The 25,190-nt window shown below is 36.9% G+C and carries 21 protein-coding genes; 14 read left to right on the top strand and 7 right to left on the bottom strand.

Annotation, left to right across the window (positions count from 1 at the left end):
• Positions 1–502 precede the first annotated feature (502 nt).
• Both hdaA and ACFINH_RS03820 read right to left on the bottom strand, forming a co-directional pair.
• Positions 503–1,192: a DnaA regulatory inactivator HdaA gene (gene hdaA, locus ACFINH_RS03825; protein ID WP_375632189.1), complete on the bottom strand. Its 690-nt coding sequence runs from the start codon at positions 1,190–1,192 to the stop codon at positions 503–505.
• Entirely contained in the window at positions 1,189–2,400 is a 1,212-nt protein-coding gene (locus ACFINH_RS03820) for an AI-2E family transporter (protein WP_375632188.1), read from the bottom strand. The genes hdaA and ACFINH_RS03820 overlap by 4 nt, the downstream gene beginning before the upstream one ends.
• Before the next feature lie 158 nt (positions 2,401–2,558).
• Between ACFINH_RS03820 and purM the strand changes: the two genes are divergently transcribed.
• Together purM and purN are read left to right on the top strand one after the other, a co-directional pair.
• On the top strand, positions 2,559–3,668 hold the full coding sequence (purM, locus tag ACFINH_RS03815) for a phosphoribosylformylglycinamidine cyclo-ligase (RefSeq protein ID WP_375632187.1): 1,110 nt from the start codon (positions 2,559–2,561) through the stop codon (positions 3,666–3,668).
• Positions 3,665–4,276 carry a phosphoribosylglycinamide formyltransferase gene (gene purN / locus ACFINH_RS03810; RefSeq protein ID WP_375632186.1) on the top strand — a complete coding sequence of 204 codons (612 nt, stop codon included), beginning with the start codon at positions 3,665–3,667 and terminating at the stop codon, positions 4,274–4,276. Before purM ends, purN begins: the two co-directional genes overlap by 4 nt.
• Before the next feature lie 283 nt (positions 4,277–4,559).
• Here purN and ACFINH_RS03805 read toward each other — a convergent pair whose 3' ends face one another.
• Positions 4,560–7,094, bottom strand: a complete 2,535-nt coding sequence (locus tag ACFINH_RS03805) for a response regulator (protein WP_375632185.1) — start codon at positions 7,092–7,094, stop codon at positions 4,560–4,562.
• 218 nt (positions 7,095–7,312) lie between these two features.
• Between ACFINH_RS03805 and ACFINH_RS03800 the strand changes: the two genes are divergently transcribed.
• Entirely contained in the window at positions 7,313–7,789 is a 477-nt protein-coding gene (locus ACFINH_RS03800; RefSeq protein ID WP_375632184.1) for a hypothetical protein, read from the top strand.
• 52 nt (positions 7,790–7,841) lie between these two features.
• On the opposite strand, the gene dksA is transcribed toward ACFINH_RS03800, so the two are convergent.
• The gene (gene dksA, locus ACFINH_RS03795) at positions 7,842–8,258 is read right to left on the bottom strand and encodes an RNA polymerase-binding protein DksA (RefSeq protein ID WP_015856486.1); all 417 of its coding nucleotides are present in this window, start codon (positions 8,256–8,258) and stop codon (positions 7,842–7,844) included.
• Positions 8,259–8,573: 315 nt separating this feature from the next.
• Positions 8,574–9,113: a flavin reductase gene (locus ACFINH_RS03790; protein WP_375611549.1), complete on the bottom strand. Its 540-nt coding sequence runs from the start codon at positions 9,111–9,113 to the stop codon at positions 8,574–8,576.
• A 146-nt stretch (positions 9,114–9,259) separates the two neighbouring features.
• On the opposite strand from ACFINH_RS03790, the gene rpe reads away from it, so the two are divergent.
• The 10 genes from rpe to ACFINH_RS03740 all read left to right on the top strand — a co-directional run bounded on the left by rpe (position 9,260) and on the right by ACFINH_RS03740 (position 18,363).
• Positions 9,260–9,946, top strand: a complete 687-nt coding sequence (gene rpe, locus ACFINH_RS03785) for a ribulose-phosphate 3-epimerase (RefSeq protein WP_375613084.1) — start codon at positions 9,260–9,262, stop codon at positions 9,944–9,946.
• The gene (gene purB / locus ACFINH_RS03780; protein ID WP_375632257.1) at positions 9,946–11,253 is read left to right on the top strand and encodes an adenylosuccinate lyase; all 1,308 of its coding nucleotides are present in this window, start codon (positions 9,946–9,948) and stop codon (positions 11,251–11,253) included. Before rpe ends, purB begins: the two co-directional genes overlap by 1 nt.
• A 68-nt stretch (positions 11,254–11,321) precedes the next feature.
• The gene (locus tag ACFINH_RS03775) at positions 11,322–11,870 is read left to right on the top strand and encodes an RBBP9/YdeN family alpha/beta hydrolase (protein ID WP_375611547.1); all 549 of its coding nucleotides are present in this window, start codon (positions 11,322–11,324) and stop codon (positions 11,868–11,870) included.
• Positions 11,871–12,043: 173 nt separating this feature from the next.
• On the top strand, positions 12,044–12,808 hold the full coding sequence (purC, locus tag ACFINH_RS03770; RefSeq protein ID WP_273791179.1) for a phosphoribosylaminoimidazolesuccinocarboxamide synthase: 765 nt from the start codon (positions 12,044–12,046) through the stop codon (positions 12,806–12,808).
• A 78-nt stretch (positions 12,809–12,886) separates the two neighbouring features.
• On the top strand, positions 12,887–13,126 hold the full coding sequence (purS, locus tag ACFINH_RS03765) for a phosphoribosylformylglycinamidine synthase subunit PurS (RefSeq protein WP_375613085.1): 240 nt from the start codon (positions 12,887–12,889) through the stop codon (positions 13,124–13,126).
• Between the two features lie 11 nt (positions 13,127–13,137).
• On the top strand, positions 13,138–13,809 hold the full coding sequence (gene purQ / locus ACFINH_RS03760) for a phosphoribosylformylglycinamidine synthase subunit PurQ (protein ID WP_375613086.1): 672 nt from the start codon (positions 13,138–13,140) through the stop codon (positions 13,807–13,809).
• Positions 13,810–14,101: 292 nt separating this feature from the next.
• Positions 14,102–16,312 (top strand): phosphoribosylformylglycinamidine synthase subunit PurL, encoded by a 2,211-nt coding sequence (gene purL, locus ACFINH_RS03755; RefSeq protein WP_375613087.1) that lies wholly within the window; start codon positions 14,102–14,104, stop codon positions 16,310–16,312.
• 58 nt (positions 16,313–16,370) lie between these two features.
• Positions 16,371–16,604, top strand: coding sequence for a BolA/IbaG family iron-sulfur metabolism protein (locus ACFINH_RS03750; RefSeq protein ID WP_375611543.1), 234 nt, complete (start codon positions 16,371–16,373; stop codon positions 16,602–16,604).
• Between the two features lie 98 nt (positions 16,605–16,702).
• Positions 16,703–17,035, top strand: coding sequence for a Grx4 family monothiol glutaredoxin (grxD, locus tag ACFINH_RS03745; protein ID WP_375606638.1), 333 nt, complete (start codon positions 16,703–16,705; stop codon positions 17,033–17,035).
• 71 nt (positions 17,036–17,106) lie between these two features.
• Positions 17,107–18,363, top strand: coding sequence for a multidrug effflux MFS transporter (locus ACFINH_RS03740; protein WP_375613088.1), 1,257 nt, complete (start codon positions 17,107–17,109; stop codon positions 18,361–18,363).
• A 466-nt stretch (positions 18,364–18,829) separates the two neighbouring features.
• On the opposite strand, the gene parC is transcribed toward ACFINH_RS03740, so the two are convergent.
• Positions 18,830–21,079: a DNA topoisomerase IV subunit A gene (parC, locus tag ACFINH_RS03735; protein ID WP_375627792.1), complete on the bottom strand. Its 2,250-nt coding sequence runs from the start codon at positions 21,077–21,079 to the stop codon at positions 18,830–18,832.
• Between the two features lie 778 nt (positions 21,080–21,857).
• Positions 21,858–23,651 carry an aspartate--tRNA ligase gene (gene aspS / locus ACFINH_RS03730; RefSeq protein WP_375632183.1) on the bottom strand — a complete coding sequence of 598 codons (1,794 nt, stop codon included), beginning with the start codon at positions 23,649–23,651 and terminating at the stop codon, positions 21,858–21,860.
• A gap of 132 nt (positions 23,652–23,783) precedes the next feature.
• Between aspS and rnd the strand changes: the two genes are divergently transcribed.
• Positions 23,784–24,938, top strand: a complete 1,155-nt coding sequence (gene rnd / locus ACFINH_RS03725; protein ID WP_375632182.1) for a ribonuclease D — start codon at positions 23,784–23,786, stop codon at positions 24,936–24,938.
• Positions 24,939–25,190 lie beyond the last annotated feature (252 nt).

The following is a 25,190-nucleotide window of genomic DNA, read 5'->3' as shown; positions in this document are numbered from 1 at the left end:
TATAAGGATTTCATAATTTTTATCCTGTTTTAAGCAAGCTCTCATTGTATCAAAACACATTCCACAGATACAATTTTAGAAAAAAATGACTTAAATATCATAGAAAAACTTTCCCAAAGAGAACATAAGCCAAAAAACTCAGCTGTATTAAGCTTTTTTCCCCTCTTTTTCTATCTTCCCAAAGACTCTTTTATTAAAAATTCTAGAATCTTCTACAATCCAAATCCATAAACAACAAACATTTTTTCAAAGCACAAAGGTTTTATTATAAATAAAATAAAGCGCTCTTTTTAGAAAAATTTTCAAATGCGAAGATGGTAAGAATTCAACATCATACAATAAAATCTCAAAGCTATTTAAAATAAAAACACGACAAGAGTAAAAAAACACTATTTTTTACTCTTATATAGATATCCCAAAAGAAGAAAATTTAAATGACTTGTCTTCCACATATTGAAACGATAATAGAAGGACAGAATAAGTAAGCCATGATAAGGAGTATTTACGGTTTTCTTCTATTTAAAACTTCAGCAATAACAGCACGTGTTATTTTTCTTTTTCTTTGTAATGCCAACTGATCAACAGAATCAATAACACGCTTCAATGAAAATAAAGAACGTTCACAACGGCTTACAAGATAATAAACCGTATCTGGATGTACAATAAGTTGCCTATCGGAAAAAAGCTTAAATGCAACAGCTGTTAACAATGCATCATCAGGCTGATTAATTTCAACGAACATCACCGAATTAAGACGACTTTTTAGATCATTTAACATTAAATTCCAAGCGGAAGGAAGTGTTTGTGCCGTCATCAATAAAGTAGCCTGTCGTGCATCAAGATTTGCTTGCTTAATACTGTTAATTAAATGAAAAAGTTCTGTCTCATTGATTTCACCTGTATCAATATCCTCTATTAAAAATGATCTGCCTAAAGAAGCCATAGTAACAGCCTGATCAAGTTCATTGTGCTGAATCCTGAAAGCATCTGCTTTTTGGAGCCATATATTAGAAAAATGCGTTTTTCCAGATCCTTCTTTACCAACCAAAACTGCAATAGGTAAGCTCCAATTGGGCCAGTGATCAATAAGCTGAAAAGCCATACGATTGCTTTCCGTTACCACTAAATCCTCAAATTGAAAAATCGGATCATAAGGAAAATTTAAAGATAATTGCGTTTCACGCCCATTCATTTTAGCGGCTCCGAATTTCCGCTTCGCGAATACATCTGAGAACTCAGATAAGTATGAAGAGCAAAACGAACTAAAACGCCAACAGCCGCTGCCGCAGGAACAGCAACAAGCATACCAGTAAAACCAAAGAGTGAAGAAAAAGCAAAAAGTGAAAACATCAACCATACGGGATGTAATCCCACTGATGAACCTACAAGCTTGGGTTGAAGAATATAACCTTCAATAAATTGACCAATTAAAAAAAGTGCCATCACAACAATGATTCCCCCCCAATTATTGGGATAAAACTGGACCCATGCAATACCAACAGAAAGGACCAAACCACTCATTGTGCCGATATAAGGAACAAAGCTAATAAGACCAATAAACATACCAATCAAAAGACTAAAATTGAGTCCTGCAATCGTTAAACCAATAGCATAATAGCCTCCCAATATGAGACAAACTGTTCCTTGTCCACGAACAAAGCCTGCAATAGCTCTATCCATTTCATGAAAAATACTACGAACGGTTTCCAGATGATCCCGCGGTATTAACGAATCGATTGCTGTTACCATACGTGGCCAATCTAATAACATATAAAATGCCACCACAGGTGCCACAACAAATAGGCTAACGATATTAACGATTGATTTTCCTGACTTTAAAAGTGAATTCAAAAGAGACGTGATAAAATCCGAACCTTCTCCCAAAAATCCTTTAATATTATTCCGTAATTCATTTGGATCACTTCCAAAATAGCGCCTTAACCAATCAAAATCATGCTCAACAAAAAAGGTTTGAATACGATTAATATAAACAGGTAAACCATCACTCATAAATTGCTGTATTTGCCAACTAATAACAGGAATCAAAATAACTAAAGCAGCAACAAAGGTAATAACAATAAATAAGGTAATAAGGACAGTCCCAAACACACGACGAATACCAAATTTTTCAAGTAATTGAACAATGGGATTGAGAAAATAAGCCAACACAATCCCTGCCACAAAAGGAAGCAAAATCGATCCAAAAACAAACATAAAAAGAATGAAAAAAATCAGCGTACCAAGCCAAAAAAAGATTTGCCTTTTCATATTATTCGGCAACGGTAATTGAGTATACGCTGGCACATAAGTCTTATAACGATCACGAGATGTATTCTCACTCACTTTCTTTTTCATAAGTTGCCAAGAAGACTGTCCGTGATTATCTGATATCTTGCTCATAAAATATCCTAAAAAAATCTTCACAAAAAATTATAAACAACTTCAAAATAAGGTACAAGAAAAGTTGCTTATTTTCTTATCAATATCTCTTGCAGAGAGAACTCTATCATGGCATTGCATAATATCAAAACCTGATTTTCCATTAAAGGAAGGCTCCAATGAGCAATCAAGATCTTACAAATAATAAATCCAAGGCTGGGGATAAATTAAAAGCTGGTCTTACCTACGCAAAAGCCGGTGTAAACATCGATATGGGTAATGCTATGGTAGAAAAAATCAAACCTTTTATACGTGCGACAAAACGAGCCGGAGCAGATGCAGAAATTGGCGGGTTTGGTGGCCTTTTTGATTTAAAAGCAGCTGGCTTTACAGATCCTATCCTAGTAGCAGCCAATGATGGTGTGGGAACAAAATTAAAAATTGCCATTGAAGTGGGGCACCATAACACTGTAGGTATTGACCTTGTAGCTATGTGTGTCAATGATTTACTCGTACAAGGAGCTGAACCTCTCTTTTTTCTGGATTATTTTGCAACTGGAAAGCTCGACCCTGAACAAGGTGCTGCGATTGTTTCTGGTATTGCAGAAGGATGTAAACAAGCCGGTGCTGCTCTTATTGGAGGAGAAACTGCAGAAATGCCAGGAATGTATGCAGAGGGAGATTATGATCTAGCCGGTTTTGCTGTAGGAGCATGCGAACGCAGCAAGCTACTTCCTTCAAAAGATTTGATAGAAGGTGATGTTATATTAGGTCTAAGCTCCTCTGGAATTCATTCCAATGGCTTTTCGCTTGTTCGACGAATCATCCAGCAAAATTATCTCAAATGGAATGACCCTGCCCCTTTTTCCCCCGAAAACAGCCTTGGTATAGCACTTCTTACACCAACACGCATTTATGTAAAATCGCTTCTTCCCATCATGCGAAAATATGAAGGGATTAAAGCTCTTGCTCATATTACGGGTGGAGGCTTTCCTGAAAATATTCCACGTGTCCTTCCATCCTCTCTCTGCGCTGAAATTAATCTTTCTAGCATCAATGTTCCAGCAGTATTTTCATGGATTGCCAAACAAGGTAAAATAGAAGAAACAGAAATGTTAAGAACATTTAATTGTGGTATTGGCATGATCATTATCGTAGCACAGTATGCAGCTGAAACAATTATACAAGCTCTTGAAAAAAAAGGAGAAACTGTAACTCCCCTTGGCATTTTAACAAAATGCCAAGATCAAAATAAAGGAATACTTTATAAAGGGGTACTGCATTTATGAAAAAAAAAATTGTCGTTTTTATTTCTGGTAATGGGTCCAATATGGTCGCCCTTGCTCAAGCTAGTCAACAAACGGAATATCCTGCTGAAATCGTCGCGGTTATTTGCGATAATCCGCATGCAAGGGGTATTGAAAAGGCGCAAAACCATAACTTACCTATTCATATTGTTGATCGTAAAATTTACAAAACAAAAGAAGAGCATGAAGAAAATATTTTTACAATTTTAAATCAATATAAACCGGATTTTCTCTGCTTTGCAGGGTATATGCGCCTTATCTCACCACGTTTTGTAAAACTTTATGAAGGACGAATTTTAAACATTCATCCTTCTCTTTTGCCTTCATTTAAAGGCTTAAACACACATGAAAAAGCTTTACAAGCAGGTGTAAAAATCACGGGTTGCACTGTTCATCTTGTTACAGAAGACATGGATGCAGGAAAAATCCTTGCCCAAGCAGCCGTTCCAGTCTATCCCCATGATACTGCTGAGTGCTTAGCACAAAGAGTTCTTAAAGTAGAGCATAAACTCTACCCCGAAGCCTTAAAAGCATTTATTGAAGGAAAGAGCAAAATGATAGATACGCAACAACAGCTTTTATCTCTTTGAGTGTATCAACAATCTATTAATCAGCATATTTCAATGCTTTACACATAGTTTTTGCTCAGTATCTACAATTGAAAATCTCTATGAAATGTTGACATAATAGAGTCCATCTCTTCATAAATTTTTGCACAAAACATATGATTTTTTTGAATTTTAGTTCATTTTTAAAATTTTTCTTCTTTATTCAATTCTATGACATTATCATAAGCTCTATTTATCAAAATGCTCTGGTATTTAGCCTAAAAAATCTTAAAATACGCAATTTTTCTACTGCATAAATTTTTACTCATGATGAAAGTGTTTCTTTAACTGTTACAGCTAACTGTTTGAGTGTAAAAGGCTTAGATAAAAAACCAAAAACAGCATCTTGTGGAAGATTTTTAGCAAAGGCATCTTTTGCATATCCAGAAACGAAAAGCAATTTGATATCAGGATAGTTTTTACGGACTTCCTTCAATAAAGTTGGCCCATCCATTTCTGGCATCACCACATCGGAAACAATAATATCAACTTCTCCTTTTTGTTCCTCAAGAATAGAGAGTGCTTCCACCCCACTTGCTGCCTCTAAAACCGTATATCCTCTCATTTGAAGAGCTCTTACCCCCCCCATTCTGACCGCATCTTCATCTTCAACTAATAAAACAGTCGCAGATCCTGTTAAGTCTATATTTTTATCTTTCTCTTCATCTTTTTCAATCTTTTGAGAAATTTCTCCTTTTATATTGGGGATATAACGGGGAAGAAAAATATGAAATGTTGCTCCTTCACCTTCTTTACTTTCACAATAAATATATCCACCGCTCTGCTTGATAATTCCATAAACCATTGATAAACCAAGTCCTGTTCCTTTTCCAACTTCTTTTGTTGTAAAAAATGGCTCAAACATTTTTTCTTGTATAGCAGCAGATATACCAGCCCCTGTATCTGAAATAGTCAATTGCACATACTCGCCAATTGCTAATCCAAGATGATTAAATTCAGCACTTTGTTGCTTTGTAATATTATTTGTCGCAATCGTAACAATACCTCCATCTAACATGGCATCACGCGCATTAATAACCAAATTCATAATAACACGCTGAAAAGATGCTTGATCAACTTCAACGCTCCACAAATCTCTTCCATGGATAATTTTTAACTGAATATTATTCCCCAAAAGTGGTAAAATAAGATTGCGGATATCTGATAAAAATTCAGTAAAATCAACTTCTTCAGGTCGAAGTGTTTGCTTTCTAGAAAAAGCTAATAATTGCTGGACAAGAGCAGCTGCACGATTAGCATTGTTTTTAATATTGATCAGATCAGCATGAGCAGGATCAGAACTACGATGCGTATTTAAAAGAAGATCACACGACATTAAAATTGCTGTTAAAACATTATTAAAATCATGAGCAATGCCGCCAGCCAATTGTCCTACAGCTTGCATCTTCTGACTTTGCATCATTTTATCTTCAAGAGTTTTTTGTTCGGTTGTTTCAATCACAGAGATAATAAGCAAATCTTGCAATGCATCACCGTGATAGGGCGGTACAGACATAATATGGAGCCGTAAATGGCATTCTTCATTTTTTTCTAAAACAGTTTCTAGAGAAACAAAATAATTTTTATTTGTCGCAATTCTCTGAAAAGAACGCTCTAACTGCGCACAATCACGACGAGAAATAACATCATAAAAATTGACAGCTTTGTCCATACATCCCGTGAGTGATGAAAAAGCTTTATTCATATGAATCAATTGCCCTGCATGATCCACCACGGCTATTGCAAAAGGACTTGCATCAAAATATTCTCCTAATATACTGGGTAATTTTAATTGATCATCCTCTTCTTTTTGTATTTGTTGTGGAATGATCACAATACGATAAATGGCTTCCTCTTCTAAGAGAGAAGAAACAGATATAAGACAATGGAATATTTTCTCACAAGTCGTGTGTGAATTTAAACATAACGAAAACCTATAAGGTAAAGAGTAACCTGAACTTTGATATCTGTTGGTTTGTAAACAGATATCACTCCATGAGCTCTTAGCGCCAACGCTATCAAATAACGAATCAAAATTATATTGACCAATTGAGAAATTCGCTAAATCAATTGAAAACCATTCGGCAAAAGTCGCATTGGCATAAAGAATAGTTCCTTGTCTATTAACGGATACAAAACCAATAGAAGCTTGATCCAAGTGATTGATAGCCTCTTGAAGGTTCGAGAAAAAAACTTCTCGCGTTTGTTGTAAGTGCGAAATATCAGTAATACGCCAAAATAAAAGCTTTTTTTTCTGTTTTGTGATAGGTTGAACGGAAATATTATACCAAACAGATTTTTTTGGTGTAGAATCGGTAAAAATTGGTTGTTCTACTCTCAATTCCTCTTGCGCTGCAAGATTATTACAGGCTGCAACCTTTAAGCGGTACGAGAGTGCACCAGCTCCTGGAAGATCCGCAATAACCCTATAACAAGACACTTCAGGCTTATAGGTCAGAATTTTTCGATAGTTTTGATTAGAATAATAAACAAAACCAGAAAGATCAGAGATTACAATTGCATCATCGCTCCTATTAAAGATGCTAAAATCAAAATCTTCATGCGACCACACATGATATCTTAAAATTCCCATTCCACACAAAACGAGTGTTGCAACACCGATCATTGCTAGAATCAAAAAAGATATTGATATCGCCTGTTGCAAATAGTTTTGTGGATAAAAAAAACCTAAAATACCCACAATGAAAAGAAAACCTAATACAAAAACAACACCAAAAATCACAACTCTCCGATGAAACGAAGACGCTGATCTTTCATTATTCTCAAAATCTTTATCCATCTCTCTTTGCCTTAGCTTATAGCTATTTCTTATGTCACAAAACTTCCTTTATATTCGTTGTTATGTTGTTATAAAGTATATACTATGATATTATCTAAGATAAGCTCGCTTAATATTCAAAAGTTTATTTCTTACATTATAAGTGAATCTTTTGAGGGTATGTTTATAAATTTATCTCAATAAAAAATAATATTTCCATCCAAAATGGGAGAAAATCTATGTATATCTGGTTATCAGAGCAGATAGGTGTATCTGCTGCAAACATAACGGTAAGCTTTTTGCTTTTTATAATAACAATCGCAGCTATTACCGTAATTATCGTGTTTTTACGCCGCTTAGGTACGGGAAGATACAGCATTAATAGAAAAAAAAGTCTATCACGATTAGCATTATGTGAAGTAATTTCTATAGATCGAGCACGCCGCCTTGTTTTAGTCCGTTGCGATAATAAAGAACATTTGCTCCTTATTGGCGGATTAACAGATGTGGTTGTAGAATCCGATATTACTGATACATCAAAAATACAAAAAAGAGAAACACATACACATCTAAATTCCGCCCCTCCAGAAAGAAACGATGTATCGGATAAAAGTCCCTCTCCTTTTACGAATCAAGCGGTAAAAGATTCAGCCATCACCGCCGAAATTGAGGGGCGGCAAGAACCATCTTTATTCATTCCTACCCCTCAAAAATAAAAATATACAATTTTATCACCACGAATTTCGTTTGTTTATCATCTCAATAACCTTAATCATCGCGATAAACTCTTTCACGTCGTTCGTGACGTTCTTGCGCTTCCAATGACAAAACGGCTATCGGCCGAGCCTCAAGACGCTTGATACTAATGGGTTCGCCGGTTTCTTCACAAAAACCGTATGTCCCATTATCAATGCGCTCTAAAGCAGCATCTATTTTTGAAATAAGTTTCCTCTGACGATCACGAGCACGTAATTCGATTGTACGATCAGTTTCACAAGAAGCCCGATCAGTCAAATCGGGCTGACCAACATTCTCTTCCTGCAAATTTTCCAAAGTCTCACGAGCTTCTTTTAATATATCATTCTTCCAAGAAACCAATTTAGCACGAAAATACGCCTTTTGCCGCTCATTCATAAAAGGCTCATCTTCACTAGGGCGATATTGACCATCAATCTCTTCGCTCATGCAATAAAAAACCTCCACATATGCTATGTGCGGTCTATATATTGTGCAATACCCATCAACACAAGAGTAAAATGTTTTTTCATAACAATCGACGAATATATCTAAATGCACTGTTTAGGTTTGATCGCTTTTTTATGTAGATTGAATTCTTGATCAAATCTCATCCAGAATCATTTTTCTCGCTTATTGAAAAACTTTAAAAAGAAGGAAATCTAATATCAGATATCAGAGCCATCCCTCCCCTACTCTCTACATTGTTTAAAATCTAAATGAAGCAACAATAAATCATTTCATCAATGCAAAAAAATAAAATCTTTATAAAGGCAAAGTGTGATATTCACGTTTCAAATACATCAAAGCATCTTTTTCTTTATTACAGTTGATTGCAACAACCTCACCAATCAAAACACAATGGGTTGCGTGTTCGTGCCAACAAATCAAACGACAATCAAACGACGCTAGAGCGTCTGAAAGACTAGGCGCCCCCGTTTGCAAAGCTCCCCATTGAGCAACATCAAAACGCTCATTTTGTGTAGAATTGCAACGCCTCGAAAAAACATCCGCTAATGAGCGATGTTTTCCTGCCAAGCTATTAACACAAAAATTTCCATTCTCCATAAACACCTGATTCTTTAAATTATGGCGCATGAGACAAACAAGAAGGGTTGGAGGATCATCAGATAAAGAACAACACGCCGAAACAGTCACCCCACGTCTTCCCTTAATACCATTTGTTGTCACAATATGCACAGCTCCTGCAAAAAGACTCATGGCATCTCGATATTCTTGAGAAGAAACCGCAATAGTATGTTTATGTTGAAGTTCAGGCATCAAATATGTTTTATGATTCGACATATCTTTCACTTATAAAGCTTTAAAATTTCAAGCAATCTTTCCATAAAAAGACCTATAATACATATTTTTTCTTTTCCGTCATAACACAAAAAATATTTGTGTATACACAGCGATATGATAAAAACTGCCAATCTAAGGAGATTTTAATGCCTCATTTTCATCTCATTTCGCCTTCTCTCTTGGCTTCTGATTTTTCTAAACTTGGACAAGAAATGTTAGATGTTGTTGATGCTGGTGCAGATTGGCTTCATCTTGATATTATGGATGGGCACTTTGTTCCTAACATCACCTTTGGTCCTGAAATCGTCAAAGCTCTACGCCCATTAACAAAAGCAATATTTGATGTCCACCTGATGATCGCACCAGTAGACCCTTATTTAGAAGCTTTTGCAAAAGCAGGTTCAGATATTATAACTATTCATGCTGAAGCAGGTCCACATCTTCATCGTTCATTACAAACAATCAAAAAAATGGGGAAAAAAGCAGGAATCGCACTCAATCCAAGCACCCCTGAACATGTACTGGAATATTTGCTTGATCAATTAGATCTCATTCTCATCATGACGGTCAATCCCGGTTTTGGTGGACAAAGTTTTATTCCAGAAATAAAAAATAAAATTAAGCGCGTTAAAAACATGATTGCAAACCGCCCTATTGATCTTGAAGTTGATGGTGGTATCACCGTTGATACAATTGGGATAGCTGCAAAAGCTGGTGCAAATGTATTTGTTGCAGGCTCTGCAATTTATAAAGATGGAAATAAAGAGCTTTACAAAACACGTATTAGTGCATTGCGCCAAGCCGCAATCCTCTCACAACAAGGAAAAAAATGATGATCGCACGTTATTCCCGCCCTGCAATGGTAACAATTTGGTCTCCCGAAACAAAATATCGTATTTGGTTTGAAATTGAAGCCCATGCCTGTGATGCCCTTGCTCACTTAGGGATTATTCCGAAAGAAGCCGCCAAAGTCATTTGGGAAAAAGGGGCAGCAGCTAAATTTGATGTCAATCGCATTGATGAAATTGAAGCAATTACCAAACATGATGTTATCGCATTTCTAACCCACCTAGCTGAATTCATTGGACCAGAGGCACGTTTTATCCACCAAGGCATGACATCATCTGATGTTCTCGATACAACGCTGAACATTCAATTGATGCGTGCGAGTGATATTTTGCTAGAGGATATAGATCAACTTCTTGAAGCATTAAAAAGACGTGCTTTTGAGCATAAAGAGACAATCACCATTGGGCGGAGTCATGGCATTCATGCTGAACCGACAACATTTGGAATCAAGTTTGCTCTTGCATACGCTGAATTTTCCCGTTGTCGCAAACGTCTTCTTGCTGCACGAGAAGAAATTTCTACTTGCGCAATTTCAGGAGCTGTAGGAACTTTTGCTAATATCGATCCACGCGTTGAAGAACATGTAGCAAAAGCCTTGAAGATGCGTGCTGAACCGGTTTCCACCCAAGTAATACCAAGAGATCGTCATGCTATGTTTTTTGCAACACTTGGTGTTATTGCTTCCTCTATTGAAAGGCTAGCAATAGAAATACGCCATTTACAACGAACAGAAGTTCTTGAAGCAGAGGAACATTTCTCACCTGGACAAAAAGGTTCATCGGCAATGCCTCATAAACGTAATCCAGTTTTAACAGAAAATTTAACTGGATTAGCCCGCATGGTACGTGCATTTGCACTCCCAGCCATGGAAAATGTAGCTCTTTGGCATGAACGTGATATTTCTCATTCATCTGTTGAGCGTTATATTGCTCCAGATGCGACGATTACACTTGATTTTGCTCTTTCTCGCCTCACATCTGTCATTGAAAATCTCATTGTCTATCCAGAAAATATGCAAAAAAATCTCAATAAATTCCGCGGTCTTGTTCACTCACAACGGGTTCTTTTAGCCCTCACACAAGCAGGGATTAGTCGTGAAGATTCTTATCGGATTGTACAACGAAATGCGATGAAAGTTTGGGAACAAGGAAAAGATTTTTTAGAAGAACTCCTCAACGACAAAGATGTTACCAAAGCTTTAAGTGAAGAAGAACTTCGCGAAAAATTTGATCTTTCTTACCATACCAAACATATCAATACGATTTTTAAACGTGTTTTTGAAGAACAATAAAGCGACATAGAAAACCAAAATCCATTCAACCTATGATCAAAAATCTGTTGTAACAAAGAAAACAATTCATGAAAGCAAATCAACTCGATATTCTTATTGTTCCTGGCTACAAAGGATCTGGTCCAGATCATTGGCAAACACGCTGGGAAAAAAAATTGTCGACAGCCAGCCGCATTGAACAACTCCATTGGTCAAAGCCTGTTTGTGAAGAGTGGGTTAACAAAGTTAAAACCGCCATCGCAAAAGCTCAAAGGCCTGTTATGCTTATTGCTCATTCATTAGGAGTTCCCAGTGTTATTCATGCAACTGTACAAAATACAGAAAAAATTTGTGGCGCTTTCTTTGTTGCACCTCCAGATGTCGCCAATGAAAAAATACGTCCCAAACATTTAATGACATTTGGCCCCTATCATCGCCAAAAGCTTCCTTTTCCTTCTATTGTCATAGCCAGTCGCAACGATGAGTTTTGTCAATTTTCAGTAGCAGAAAAAATTGCCAATGATTGGGGATCACTCTTTGTTGATGCTGGGTATTCTGGCCATATTAACGCAGAATCCGGACACGGACCTTGGCCTGAAGGGCTTATGGTCCTCTCTCACTTTCTTGCAAAAATTTGATCCAAAAGAGGTGATCTTCTTTCTCATCGCTTATGTATCTTCACCTTTGGGTAAACGTGTAATGATAAAAATTATAAAAGTATCATAGCAATATCATTGAGAAATTCTATCAATTAGGATAGTATCATTTATCAATGTTATTAAAAACCTCTCAAGATAAATAGAGAATCATGATGAATCGTCGCCACCGTATTTATGAAGGCAAGGCTAAAATTTTATATGAAGGACCTGAACCAGGGACTTACATTCAATTTTTTAAAGATGATGCAACTGCCTTTAATGCAAAAAAACATGAAATTATCGACGGAAAGGGGGTTTTAAACAACCGAATTTCGGAACATATTTTTAGCCATCTTGGACGTTTGGGCATCCCAACACATTTTATCAAACGTATAAACATGCGCGAACAGCTTATTAAAGCAGTGGAAATCATTCCGTTGGAAGTTGTTGTTCGCAATGTTGCTGCCGGCTCTCTTGCTAAGCGTTTAGGACTGGAAGAAGGAACCCCGCTTCCGCAATCCATCATTGAATTCTACTATAAAAATGATTCTCTCGATGATCCTATGGTAACGGAAGAACATATCACAGCTTTTGGGTGGGCTGTCCCACAAGAGATAGAAGATATCATGCAACTTTCAATTCGTATTAATGATTTTCTTTCTGGGCTTTTTGCCGGTGTTAACATCCAATTAATTGATTTTAAAATGGAATTTGGTCGCCTGTGGGAAGATGAAACAATGCGCATTGTTCTTGCTGATGAAATCTCTCCTGATTCTGCACGACTATGGGATATGCACACACAAGAAAAAATGGATAAAGACCGTTTTCGTCGTGATATGGGAGGGCTTATTAATGCCTATCAAGAAGTTGCCAAACGTCTTGGTATTATGAATGAAAACGAACCAACACGACCAAGTGGTCCCGTTCTCGTAAAGTAAAAACAAGGTAAAAAACATCACCTTATACAAACACCCCTCTTCAAAGGAGAGGTTCTTTTAAAAAGCAGGAAGCAAAAAATGAAAGCACGCATTACGGTTACTTTAAGAGAAAGCGTTCTTGATCCACAAGGAGAAGCAATTGTCGGTGCTTTAAAAAGTTTGGCTTTCGAAGGCATTCAATCTATTCGTCAAGGAAAGGTTTTTGATATTGTTCTTGATGAACTACCTTCTGAAACTGCAAAGAAAAAACTTGAACAAATGTGTGAAGAGTTACTCGCAAATACTGTCATTGAAAATTATACAATCGAACTTCTGTAAGTGAAATGCTCATGAAAACTGCCATCATTCAACTTCCTGGATTAAATCGTGATCGAGATATGGTTGCAGCATTACATCATATAACGGGAGTTGAGCCACTAAAAATTTGGCAAACAGAAACAACAATTCCAGATGTAGATGTTATTATTATTCCTGGTGGTTTTTCCTATGGCGACTACTTAAGATGTGGTGCGATTGGAGCGCGAACTCCCGTCTTAAAAGCCATTCGTGAAAAAGCACAAGAAGGTACGACAATTATAGGTATCTGTAATGGATTTCAAATTTTGTTGGAAGCAGGATTATTACCCGGTACTTTAATGCGTAACGCTTCTTTAAAATTTGTTTGTCGTGAAATCAAGCTTGAAGTCGTCAACGCCAAGACAAAATTTTCTCGATATTATTCTAAAGGACAAATTATTCGTTGTCCTGTTGCCCATCATGACGGAAATTATTTTGTTGATAGTGAAACATTGAAACAAATGGAAGACAATGAACAAATTGTTTTTCGCTATGCAGAAAATACAAACCCGAACGGCTCAATGAAAGATATTGCTGGTATTGTTAATAAAGCTGGTAATATTCTTGGTATGATGCCCCATCCTGAAAACTTTATTGAACCCGCCCACGGAGGTACTGACGGTCGTTTACTTTTTCAAAGTGCTTTAGAGTTAGTAAATGGATAATGCTGCAAAAATACTCGCGCTCCATAATTTAAAAAAATAAGGATTTATACCATTTCTCGCTTCATAAAGCTATAAACAAGCTCTTCACAAACAACAATGGATATTATTTTCTAAACACATAATTATTTAAGACCATTTTTAGTCTTAAATCCCACCAAACAAACGGACAAAATCTTCAGCTTACTGTCTATAAATATTTTTATTATTAAACAACATTATTGTTTATAATATAAGCTGCTAGGTTAAAAAAATAAAAATACTAAATTTCGATTAATTTGACGGATAAATACTCATGAAGCCTTGCAATAACATCACTATTACATCAGAACTCATTGCACAACACGGGCTAAAAGAAGATGAATATCAACGTATCCTAACGTTAATTGGTAGAGAACCAACATTTACTGAACTAGGAATTTTTTCTGCAATGTGGAACGAACATTGTTCCTATAAATCATCTAAAAAATGGCTAAAAACTCTTCCGACAGAAGGAAAATGTGTCATCCAAGGACCTGGTGAAAATGCTGGTGTTGTCGATATTGGCGAAGGACAATGTGTTGTTTTCAAAATGGAAAGCCATAACCACCCTTCTTATATTGAACCTTATCAAGGTGCAGCGACAGGTGTTGGTGGTATTTTACGTGATGTCTTTACAATGGGAGCCCGTCCTGTTGCTGCTATGAATGCATTGCGATTTGGTGCTCCTGATCACCCACGAACACGCCATCTTGTTTCTGGTGTTGTTTCTGGAATAGGTGGTTACAGCAATTCTTTTGGTGTTCCAACGGTTGGTGGAGAAGTAAATTTTGATGAGCGTTATAATGGCAATATCCTTGTTAACGCTTTTGTCGCCGGTATTGCAAAGACAGACGCCCTTTTTTATTCTAAAGCACAAGGTATTGGACTCCCTGTTGTTTATCTGGGTGCAAAAACAGGACGTGATGGTGTCGGTGGAGCAACAATGGCTTCTGCTGAATTTGATTCTTCAATCAGTGAAAAACGCCCAACTGTTCAAGTCGGTGATCCTTTTACAGAAAAATGTCTCCTTGAAGCATGTTTAGAGCTCATGGAACTTGGAGCCGTGGTTGCTATTCAAGATATGGGGGCAGCAGGACTCACCTCTTCTGCCGTTGAAATGGGAGCAAAAGGAAATCTGGGGATACAGCTTAATCTTGATACAGTTCCTGTTCGAGAAGAAAACATGACAGCCTATGAAATGATGCTTTCTGAAAGTCAAGAGCGTATGCTCATGGTCCTTAAACCAGAACTAGAAAAGCAAGCAGAAGCAATTTTTCATAAGTGGGGACTACATTTTTCTATCATTGGAAAAACAACCGATGATTTACGTTTTCGTGTATTTCATCAAGGGGAAGAAGTTGTCAACCTTCCCATCAAAGAGCTTGGTGATGAAGCGCCTGTTTATGATCGTCCTTGGAGTGAGCCGGCAAAAAAAACACCCTTGAAAGCAGAAGACGTCAAAAAAGTTGAAAATCTTGGTGATGCGCTTCTGAGCTTATTGAATTCTGCTGATCAAAGTTCTCGGCGATGGGTTTATGAACAATATGATACCCTTATCCAAGGAAATAGCCTTGTTTGTCCAGGAGGTGATGCAGGCGTTATCCGTGTAGAAAACAACAGCAAACGTGCTCTTGCTTTTTCTTCTGATGTAACACCTCGCTATTGTGAAGCAGACCCTTATGAAGGGGGGAAACAAGCTGTCGCAGAATGCTGGCGAAACATTAGTACGACAGGTGCAACACCACTGGCTGCTACAGATAATCTCAATTTTGGTAACCCTGAAAAACCTGAAATTATGGGACAGCTGGTTTTTGCTATTAAAGGTATAGGAGAAGCTTGTAGAATCCTTGATTTTCCTATCGTTTCAGGCAATGTTTCTCTTTACAACGAAACAAATGGGGAAGCCATTCTTCCAACCCCCACAATTGCTGGTGTAGGCCTTCTTAATGATTGGTCTAAAATGGTAACAATAAGTGGTATGCAAAATGGAGATATTCTTGTTTTAGTAGGAAATTGCGGCTCCCATTTAGGACAATCAATCTATGCACGTAACATTTTAAATATTGATGCAGGCCCCCCCCCACCTGTAGATTTACAACTTGAAAAAAAGCATGGTCAATTTGTTCGAGATGTCATACATCGTGGTTTTATTCACGCCGCCCATGACCTTTCTGACGGAGGATTAGCGATAGCACTTGCTGAAATGGTGATTAAAGCAGGTAAAGGAATCAAAGTAAAATTAAGCAATAAATCACCCCATCATGCAGAACTTTTTGGAGAAGACCAAGGACGTTATCTTTTAGCCGTCAAACCTCACTCTCTTAATAGTCTTAAAGAGCGTGCACAAATCAATACAGTTTCTTTAACAGAGCTAGGTCAAGTCGAGGGTACTTCTCTTAATATAGATGGGATATTAACACTTTCAGTAGACAAACTCACAAAAGCCTATGAAAACTGGTTTCCACAATTTATGGGTGAAGAGTAAAAATTGTTTTTTCTCTTAAACAGCCTTTATAAAAAATGAACAACATAGGAGAATAATGATGGCAATGAGTGCCCATGCAATTGAAACGCTTATTCGTGAAGGCATTCCTGATGCTACTGTAAGAATTCGTGATCTTGCTGGAGATGGGGAACATTATGCTGCAGAAGTTATTTCTGAAAGTTTTCGTGGTAAAACCCGTGTTCAACAACATAAAATGGTCTATGATGCCCTTAAAGGCAATATGGGAAATGACCTTCACGCCTTAATGTTGCAAACAAATGTCCCAAAATAATCTAAAATTTCTTCTTGCATTCACACATTTAATACGATTAAAAGCAGTATGAATATAAATTACACACTGATAAAAATCTGAAATATCGAGGGATAAAAATGACCACTGTTCATGATTTTATTGACAACGAAATTAAAACAAACGACGTCATTTTATTCATGAAAGGAACACCTGACGCTCCGCAATGCGGGTTTTCAGGACAAGTTGTTCAAATTCTTGATTATTTAGGATTGAATTATAAAGGGATTAATATCTTAACTTCTAACGAATTGCGTCAAGGGATTAAAGATTACTCAAATTGGCCAACAATTCCACAGCTTTATATCAAAGGTGAATTTATCGGAGGCTGTGATATTGTTAAAGAGATGTTTCAAAACAATGAGTTACAGGAACTTTTGAAAGAAAAAAATATTCCATGTAATCAATCATAGGTATCTTTCATTTTATTCAGACTCTTAAAAAGAGCTGTTTTCAGACGAAATTTTTATTTCAAGGATGCCATATGTCATATTCAGTCGATGAACAAACGCATAGAGATGCGATTAGAAACAAAATTGGCTATAAAGAATTTGTTATTCTTATTGCTTCGCTCATGGCTATTAACGCTATAGCTGTTGATATTATGCTGCCAGCTATGCCCGATATTTTAGACGGCTTAAATGTTCTCAATGAAAATGATCAACATTATATCATTTCGAGTTATCTTATTAGCTATGGTATTGCTCAAATATTTTTCGGTCCAATAAGCGATAGGTATGGACGACGTAAACTTATTCTTCTCGGGCTTGCTTTTTATTCATTTACGGCGATTGGCTGTGCCTTTGTAACTGATTTTTCTCTCTTACTTATTTTACGTATCTTGCAAGGAATTGGAGGGGCTGCTATGCGAGTTCTTACAGTTTCCGTCGTACGTGATCTTTACAGTGGTCGAAAAATGGCAGAAGTTATGTCTATTGTTATGATGGTTTTTCTTGTTGCACCAATGGTTGGTCCCGCAACAGGACAGATCATTTTACTGCTTGGACATTGGCAATATATTTTTATTTTCATGGCAATGATTGGTTTAGGACTGATGATTTGGATTCAACTGCGCTTGCCTGAAACTCTTTATGCGCAACGCTCTCTTTCCTTTTCTTCAGTTAAACACAACTTATGGATTGTAATAACCAATCGTACAACACTTTGCTATACACTTGCAACTTCCATTATTTTAGGCTGTATCTTTACCGCCGTTAATACATCACAACAAACATATGAAGGGATCTATAATCTAGGACTTTGGTTCCCTATTGCTTTTGCAGTTGGTGCTGCATTTCAAGCTCTATCATCATTCTTTAACTCTCAACTCGTTGGACGCCTTGGAATGCGGCGTATTGCTCATACTATGCTTTTGCTCTTTTGTGCCACTTCATGCATTTGGTTTATTGGGTCCATCTTAGCAGGTGGTGTTATCCCTTTTCCTTTTTATATGACGTTATATTGTATATTAATGTTTACCTGCGGTGGTATTATGGCCAATTTCAATACACTCGCTCTTGAACCTGTAGGAGAAATAGCTGGAACAGCTTCTTCTGTATCCGGCTTTCTTCAAACATCTATCGGTGCAGGACTTAGCTTTTTTATTGCCCAACAATTTGATGAAACAACCATCCCAAACTCAGCAGGATTTTTCTTTCTGAGTCTCACTGCCATACTTCTCGTCTTATGGGCTGAACGTGGTTATCTTTTTAGGCAATATCATAGTAATCCTAACGAATAAATATTACTACGAAAGATTAATAACATCTCTCTTGAACAATAAGAAGATAAACCTATCAGACAAAATAAAACATCTTCAAATAGAACACTCTTGTGTAAAACGTTCACATTGTTTGTTTAAAGGTACAGCTCTCGAAATATCAAATCATTTCACGACAGCACCCATAAATGGTATAATGTAAAAAAACAAACATACTATTGTTGCAACAACTCTTGTCTGTGAAACGGTTTATTAAAAAATATTTTTATTCTTTTCTTCAATAGTTTTTATGAAGACGGGCTGGTCTCTCATCTCATGATAGGCAAACAAACAGTTTTGATTGATTTAACCTGAACAAGATCGAAATAAGAGAAAAACTTACGCTTTAGGTCTTTCGTTCAATATAAAAAATAATAAATTATCTTTATAAATTAATATCTTACATAATCATAAAACCATAGGGAATTTTCCCATTTATAAAATACATTTAATTGATAAATTTTCCTGATTTTGGAAATCCTCTTGGAACCAAACGCCCGACGCCCGCACGCATTCCCATCCATTCAATGAGATCATCAGCTTGACGGTTAAAGATTCGTTCAGCTGTATCTTGCCAACTTAAGCCTTCTGATAAATTAAAAGTCTTGGCATCAACAACACCACCTTCTTTATAACGCTGTAAACGAACACCCTTACCGCGATTCATTTCTGGTATTTGTTCAATAGAAAAAATAAGCATTTTACGGTTTTCACCGACTACAGCAACATGATCACCATTTACCGGAACACAAAGCTTTACCTTATCAGGAGCTTTCACATTCATCACTTGCTTTCCTTTTCGTGTATTGGCGATCACTTCTGCAGAAGAAACAATAAAACCATTACCGTGAGATGAAACCAAGAGAAATTTTTCCTCGGCGTGATGCACAAAAGCTGTGAGAACATCGTGCTCATCATCCATATCAACTAAGAGACGAATAGGTTCACCATGTCCCCGCCCTCCAGGTAAATTATTTGCACCAATAGCAAAAAACTTCCCCCCCGTACTGATCAGCACAATCTTGTCGGTCGTAAATGCTGGAAAGGCTAACTTTAAACTGTCTCCTTCTTTAAAAGAAAGTGCTTTATAATCGTTCAAGTGTCCCTTCAAAGCACGCATCCACCCCTTTTCAGAAATAACAATAGTAATCGGTTCTTTTTCGATCATTGCTTGTTGAATATCATCAAGATCATGTCTTGGTGCCTCTTCAAACGTCGTACGTCTTTTCCCCAAGAGTGTTTCAGGCCCAAAAGTGTTTCGAACTTTTTTGATTTCTTCTGAAATTATTTTCCACTGTTTTATAGGAGAAGCTAACAAATTCTGTAGCTTTTCTTTTTCAGCTTTCAAACTTTCAAATTCTTTACGAATTTCAAATTCCTCAAGCTTACGCAAAGAACGCAAGCGCATATTAAGAATAGCTTCAGCTTGATTTTCTGTTAATTCAAACCGATTAATCAGCTTCTTTTTCGGTTCATCCTCTTCACGAATAATCTGAATGACCTCATCGAGATTTAAATAGGCAATAAGATATCCATGAAGAATTTCCAATCGGCTATCAATTTGATCAAGCCGATAATGAGAGCGACGAATAAGCACTTCTTGACGATGTTCAAGCCATTGCTGCAAACTTTCTCGCAAAGAAAGGACATTGGGTATTTTTCCCAAAGACAAAACATTCAGATTAAGGGGAAATCTTACTTCAAAGTCAGTCAATTTAAAAAGAGACTCCATAAGGAGCTCCGGATCAACCGACCGATTTTTAGGAACCAGCACGATTCTGATATCTTCTGCTGATTCATCTTGGATATCCTCAAGCATTGGCAATCGGCGTGCAAGCAATAACTCTGCTGTTTTTTCAATAAGACGTGACTTTTGAATCTGATAGGGAATTTCAGTTACAACAATCACATAAGAACCACGGCTACCAGATTCCTGATGCCAACGTGAACGCAAGCGAAAGAATCCACGCCCAACACGATAGGATTCCTCAATACTTTTTTTAGGTTCAACTAAAATTCCCCCCGTCGGAAAATCAGGACCAAGAACAAATTGATTTAATTCCTCATCATTTACATCGGGATGCGCAATCAAATGGAGTGCTGCATCACAAAGCTCAGCAACATTATGGGGGGGAATAGATGTTGCCATACCAACAGCAATACCAGAAGAACCATTTGCTAAAAGATTAGGGAAAGCTCCTGGTAAAACAACAGGCTCTTCATCTTCCTCATTATAGGTTAAACGAAAATCAATAGCATTCTCATTAATTCCTTCAAGTAACAATGCAGCCACTTCAGTCATACGTGCTTCCGTATAACGCATGGCAGCAGCATTATCACCATCAATATTACCAAAATTGCCTTGCCCATCAACCAACGGATAACGAACAGCAAAACTTTGAGCCAAGCGCACCAAGGCATCATAAATAGACGCATCCCCATGAGGATGAAATTTTCCCATGACATCACCAACAATCCGCGCACATTTCGCATAAGACTGTCCAGGATTTAGTTTGAGAAGACGCATCGCATGAACAATCCGCCGGTGGACCGGCTTCAATCCATCACGTACATCAGGCAATGCACGGTGTGTAATCGTAGAAAGTGCATAAGCCAAATAACGTTCCTGTAAAGCAGAACGTAATTCTATTGGTTCAATATGTTCTTTATCAAAAGGTAAATTCATTTTATCAGACATAGTATTAAAACAACAATTCCCACAATAATAAGAAATTATTTTATAGGATTTATTTAATGAAATCTTCTATGAGTCGACTTTTTTATTAAAAGTCAATTACATAAAAACAAACGCTGCAATTAGAACATGAACAGAAAATTATATCAATTTGAAAAATTTATACATGTCCTTCCCCCTTGTCCTAAGTAATTTATTGAAAGCTTTGTCAAATCTGATAATAATTTAACTGCTCACAAAGAGTTATTTCATCTTTTCTGGAATGACAAAAGCACCTTTCAAACATCATCTTTTATTATAAAGATAAATTGTATAACAACCCCATTCAGTTTTTCTACGAAAAACCAAAAAAATGTTCAAAGCTTATGAAATTTAAACTTTTCAGAGTAAGTCCATAGAATGGAAAACCACATTATTCTCATAAAAACGAAGAGACACAATTCTCTGCTACAACGTTGTAAAAACTTCAATAAAAAATAAATAATATATTGACATATAAAGATAATTAATTTTTTTTCAACTAAAATGAGGCTCCCGAATATTATAGAATTCTTTTATTTCTAATTTATTCATGATCAAGCAATTATAATTATTTCCTCACCTATCACAAGGGGAAAAGCCACTATAGAAACAAGGAATAAAAATGCCTCATAAAGAATCAACACAATAGCGTTTTGCCTATCTAAATTTCACAAACAGTACACGCACACACCGTTGACTCTTGAAAGGCATCAAAACTTCACTCTACGTAGAAAAAGACGAAAACAATCCATTATCAACTTTATGAGCTATTTTTGTGAGTAGGAGCCATGCGGATTCCTAAATCACGTAATTGTGTAGGAGAAACATCAGACGGAGCGCTCATTAAAAGATCAAGCGCCTGTTGGTTCATAGGGAATAAAGCAACTTCACGCAAATTTTTAACACCTTGTAACAGCATAATAATGCGGTCAATTCCCGCAGCCATGCCACCATGTGGCGGAGCCCCATAATGGAATGCACGATAAAGACCACCGAAACGATCTTTCACAACTTCCTTAGAAAGTCCTACAAGTTCAAAAACTTTAAGCATCATTTCTGGTAAGTGATTACGAATTCCACCTGATGCAATTTCATAACCATTGCAAACAAGATCATATTGAAAAGCTTTAATAGTAAGAGGATCTTGGCAGGCAAGGGCATTTTCTCCCCCTTGAGGCATGGAAAAAGGATTATGTCCAAAATCAATCTTTTTTTCATCTTCATTCCATTCAAAAAATGGAAAATCAACAATCCACGCCAAAGAGAAACTATCTCTATCAAGAAGATCTAATTCTTCCCCTACCCTTGTGCGTGCTGCTCCGGCAAAAGATGAAAACTTTTTTGGATCGCCAGCTACAAAAAAACAGGCATCCCCACTTTCAAGACCAAGCTGTATACGGATTGCTTCAGTCCTCTGTTCACCAATATTTTTGGCGATAGGCCCTGCTCCTTCAAATTTTCCTTCTTCTTCACGCCAGAAAATATAGCCGAGTCCTGGTTGCCCCTCGCCTTGTGCCCATACATTCATACGATCACAAAAAGCACGACTTCCACCCGTTTTAGCTGGAATAGCCCACACTTGTGCATTCTCATCATTCGCTAAAATTTGAGCAAAGACTTTGAAACCAGAATTATAAAAATGCTGAGAAACATCTTCCATAATGATCGGATTACGCAGATCAGGCTTATCAGAACCATATTTTCGCATTGCTTCATCATAGGAAATGCGAGGAAAGCTTTGTGTCACAGTCTTTCCATCTGCAAATTCTTCAAAAATAGAACGCATAATAGGTTCCATAGTTGCTAAAACATCTTCTTGCTCAACAAAACTCATTTCAACATCTAATTGATAAAATTCACCAGGAAGACGGTCGGCCCTTGGATCTTCATCTCTAAAACATGGAGCAATCTGAAAATAACGATCAAAACCTGACATCATCAACAACTGTTTATATTGCTGTGGCGCTTGCGGTAACGCATAAAATTTTCCCTGATGAACACGACTTGGAACCAAAAAATCACGTGCGCCTTCCGGCGATGAAGCTGTCAAAAGTGGCGTCGTAAATTCCGTAAAACCATTATTTTGCATAGCTCGTCTCATAGCCGCAATAATTTCAGTCCGACGCATGATATTTTTGTGCATAGTCTCCCGACGCAAATCAAGAAAACGATATTTTAATCGAATATCTTCTGGATAATCAGGCTCACCAAAAACCGGTAAAGGAAGCTCATCAGATTTTGAAAGAATTTCTACCTCTTGTGCAAAAATTTCAATCTCACCTGTTGGAAGCGCTGCATTAATAACCTCATCAGCACGTGCACATACCTCCCCATCCACACGAATAACCCATTCAGAACGCACTTTTTCAATCACTTTAAATGCTGGTGAAGCAGGATCTGCAACAATTTGTGTGATTCCAAAATGATCACGTAAATCCACAAAAAGAATCCCTCCATGATCACGAACACGATGAACCCACCCCGAAAGACGAACTTGTGTTCCTACATCACATCTACGAAGAGCCGCACAATGATGACTGCGATAACGGTGCATGTTTTTTGCCTTTGATTATAATATTCACATGCGCTACAAACGCTTTTTAATAACCATTTGTCAAGATATGAGAATAAAAACTTAAAAATAAAGTCAATAAAGCACAAATTTAATTTATCGAATTATAATAAAATGATGAATCTTATTACACAAACAACAGATCTTGAAATTGCACTTAACGCTCTACGTACCTCTGATTTTGTAACAGTCGATACTGAGTTTATCCGCGAAACAACTTTTTGGCCTCAACTGTGTTTAATACAGCTCGCCTCACCAAATGTTACAGTTTTGATTGATCCCATAGCACCAGATATTAATTTACAACCTTTTTTTGACCTTATGATCGATAAAAAAGTTGTAAAAGTTTTTCATGCTGCGCGCCAAGATATTGAAACAATTTATCATCTTGGAGGTGTTATTCCTTCCCCTCTCTTTGATACGCAAATAGCAGGATCAATTTGTGGATTTGGTGATTCTATCTCCTATGATCAAATTGTACAACGTTGCACGGGGCATCATCTTGATAAATCTTCCCGCTTTACAGACTGGAGTTGCCGACCTTTGTCTGAAAAACAACTGCTCTATGCACTTGCCGATGTAACCTATTTAAGAGATGTTTACCTGTTATTGAAAAAAAGGTTAGAAAAAAATCAACGTGCTCACTGGATGGATGATGAACTAACAATCCTTTTAAATCCTAAAACCTATGATATGCCAGAAGATGAAGCATGGAAAAAAGTGAAAGGACAAATTAAAAAGCCACGTGAACTTGCTGTATTACAAAAGATAGCAGCTTGGCGTGAACGTGAAGCACGAAGATACAATATGCCACGTCGTCATATCATAAAAGATGAATGTCTTATAGAAATAGCAACCCAACAACCAAAAGATGAATCTGCATTAAAACGATTGCGCAGTCTTAATAAGAATTGGGATAAACTCTCAATTGCTCAATCATTAATCAAAGCTGTCCATGAAGGCTTAGAGGTGGATCTTTCTACTTTACCCCCCATTCCTAAACATAATCCACTCAATGATACGACAGCCGCTGTTATCGATCTGCTCAAAGTGTTATTAAAAATTGTTGCAAATGAAAACAGCATTGCCCCTAAAATTATTGCAACATCTAATGATTTAGAAAAAATTGCCAATGGAGGAATAAAGAAAAATATTCCCGCTATGAATGGCTGGCGCTATGAAATATTTGGTAAAAAAGCCGAACAACTGCTAAAGGGCCAGATAGGGTTTTACTTTAACGATGGAAAAATAAGCACAAAACAGCTTTAATTTACATTTTCATTTTGAAAAATCCATTATGCTACTCATTATCTATATCAATTGGTATGCCCTATAGACCAACGCAAACAGGATAAATAAAGCCCACTTCTGACAAAGTTAAAAAATTAAATAGTAAACTCTCATTAAAATGATAGCTAAATCTTTATCAGGTTAATCAAATAGCAATCCCATTAAAAATAATCTAAAAAAAACAGACAGCTCCTCATTTAAAAGTTTTAAAAAGAAAAAGTTCTTAATAAT

The organism is Bartonella sp. AA74HLJMH (assembly GCF_042197045.1).
Classification (GTDB): domain Bacteria; phylum Pseudomonadota; class Alphaproteobacteria; order Rhizobiales; family Rhizobiaceae; genus Bartonella.
The sequence above is the reverse complement of the archived record's forward strand: the minus strand, read 5'-3'. Positions and strand labels throughout refer to the sequence as shown.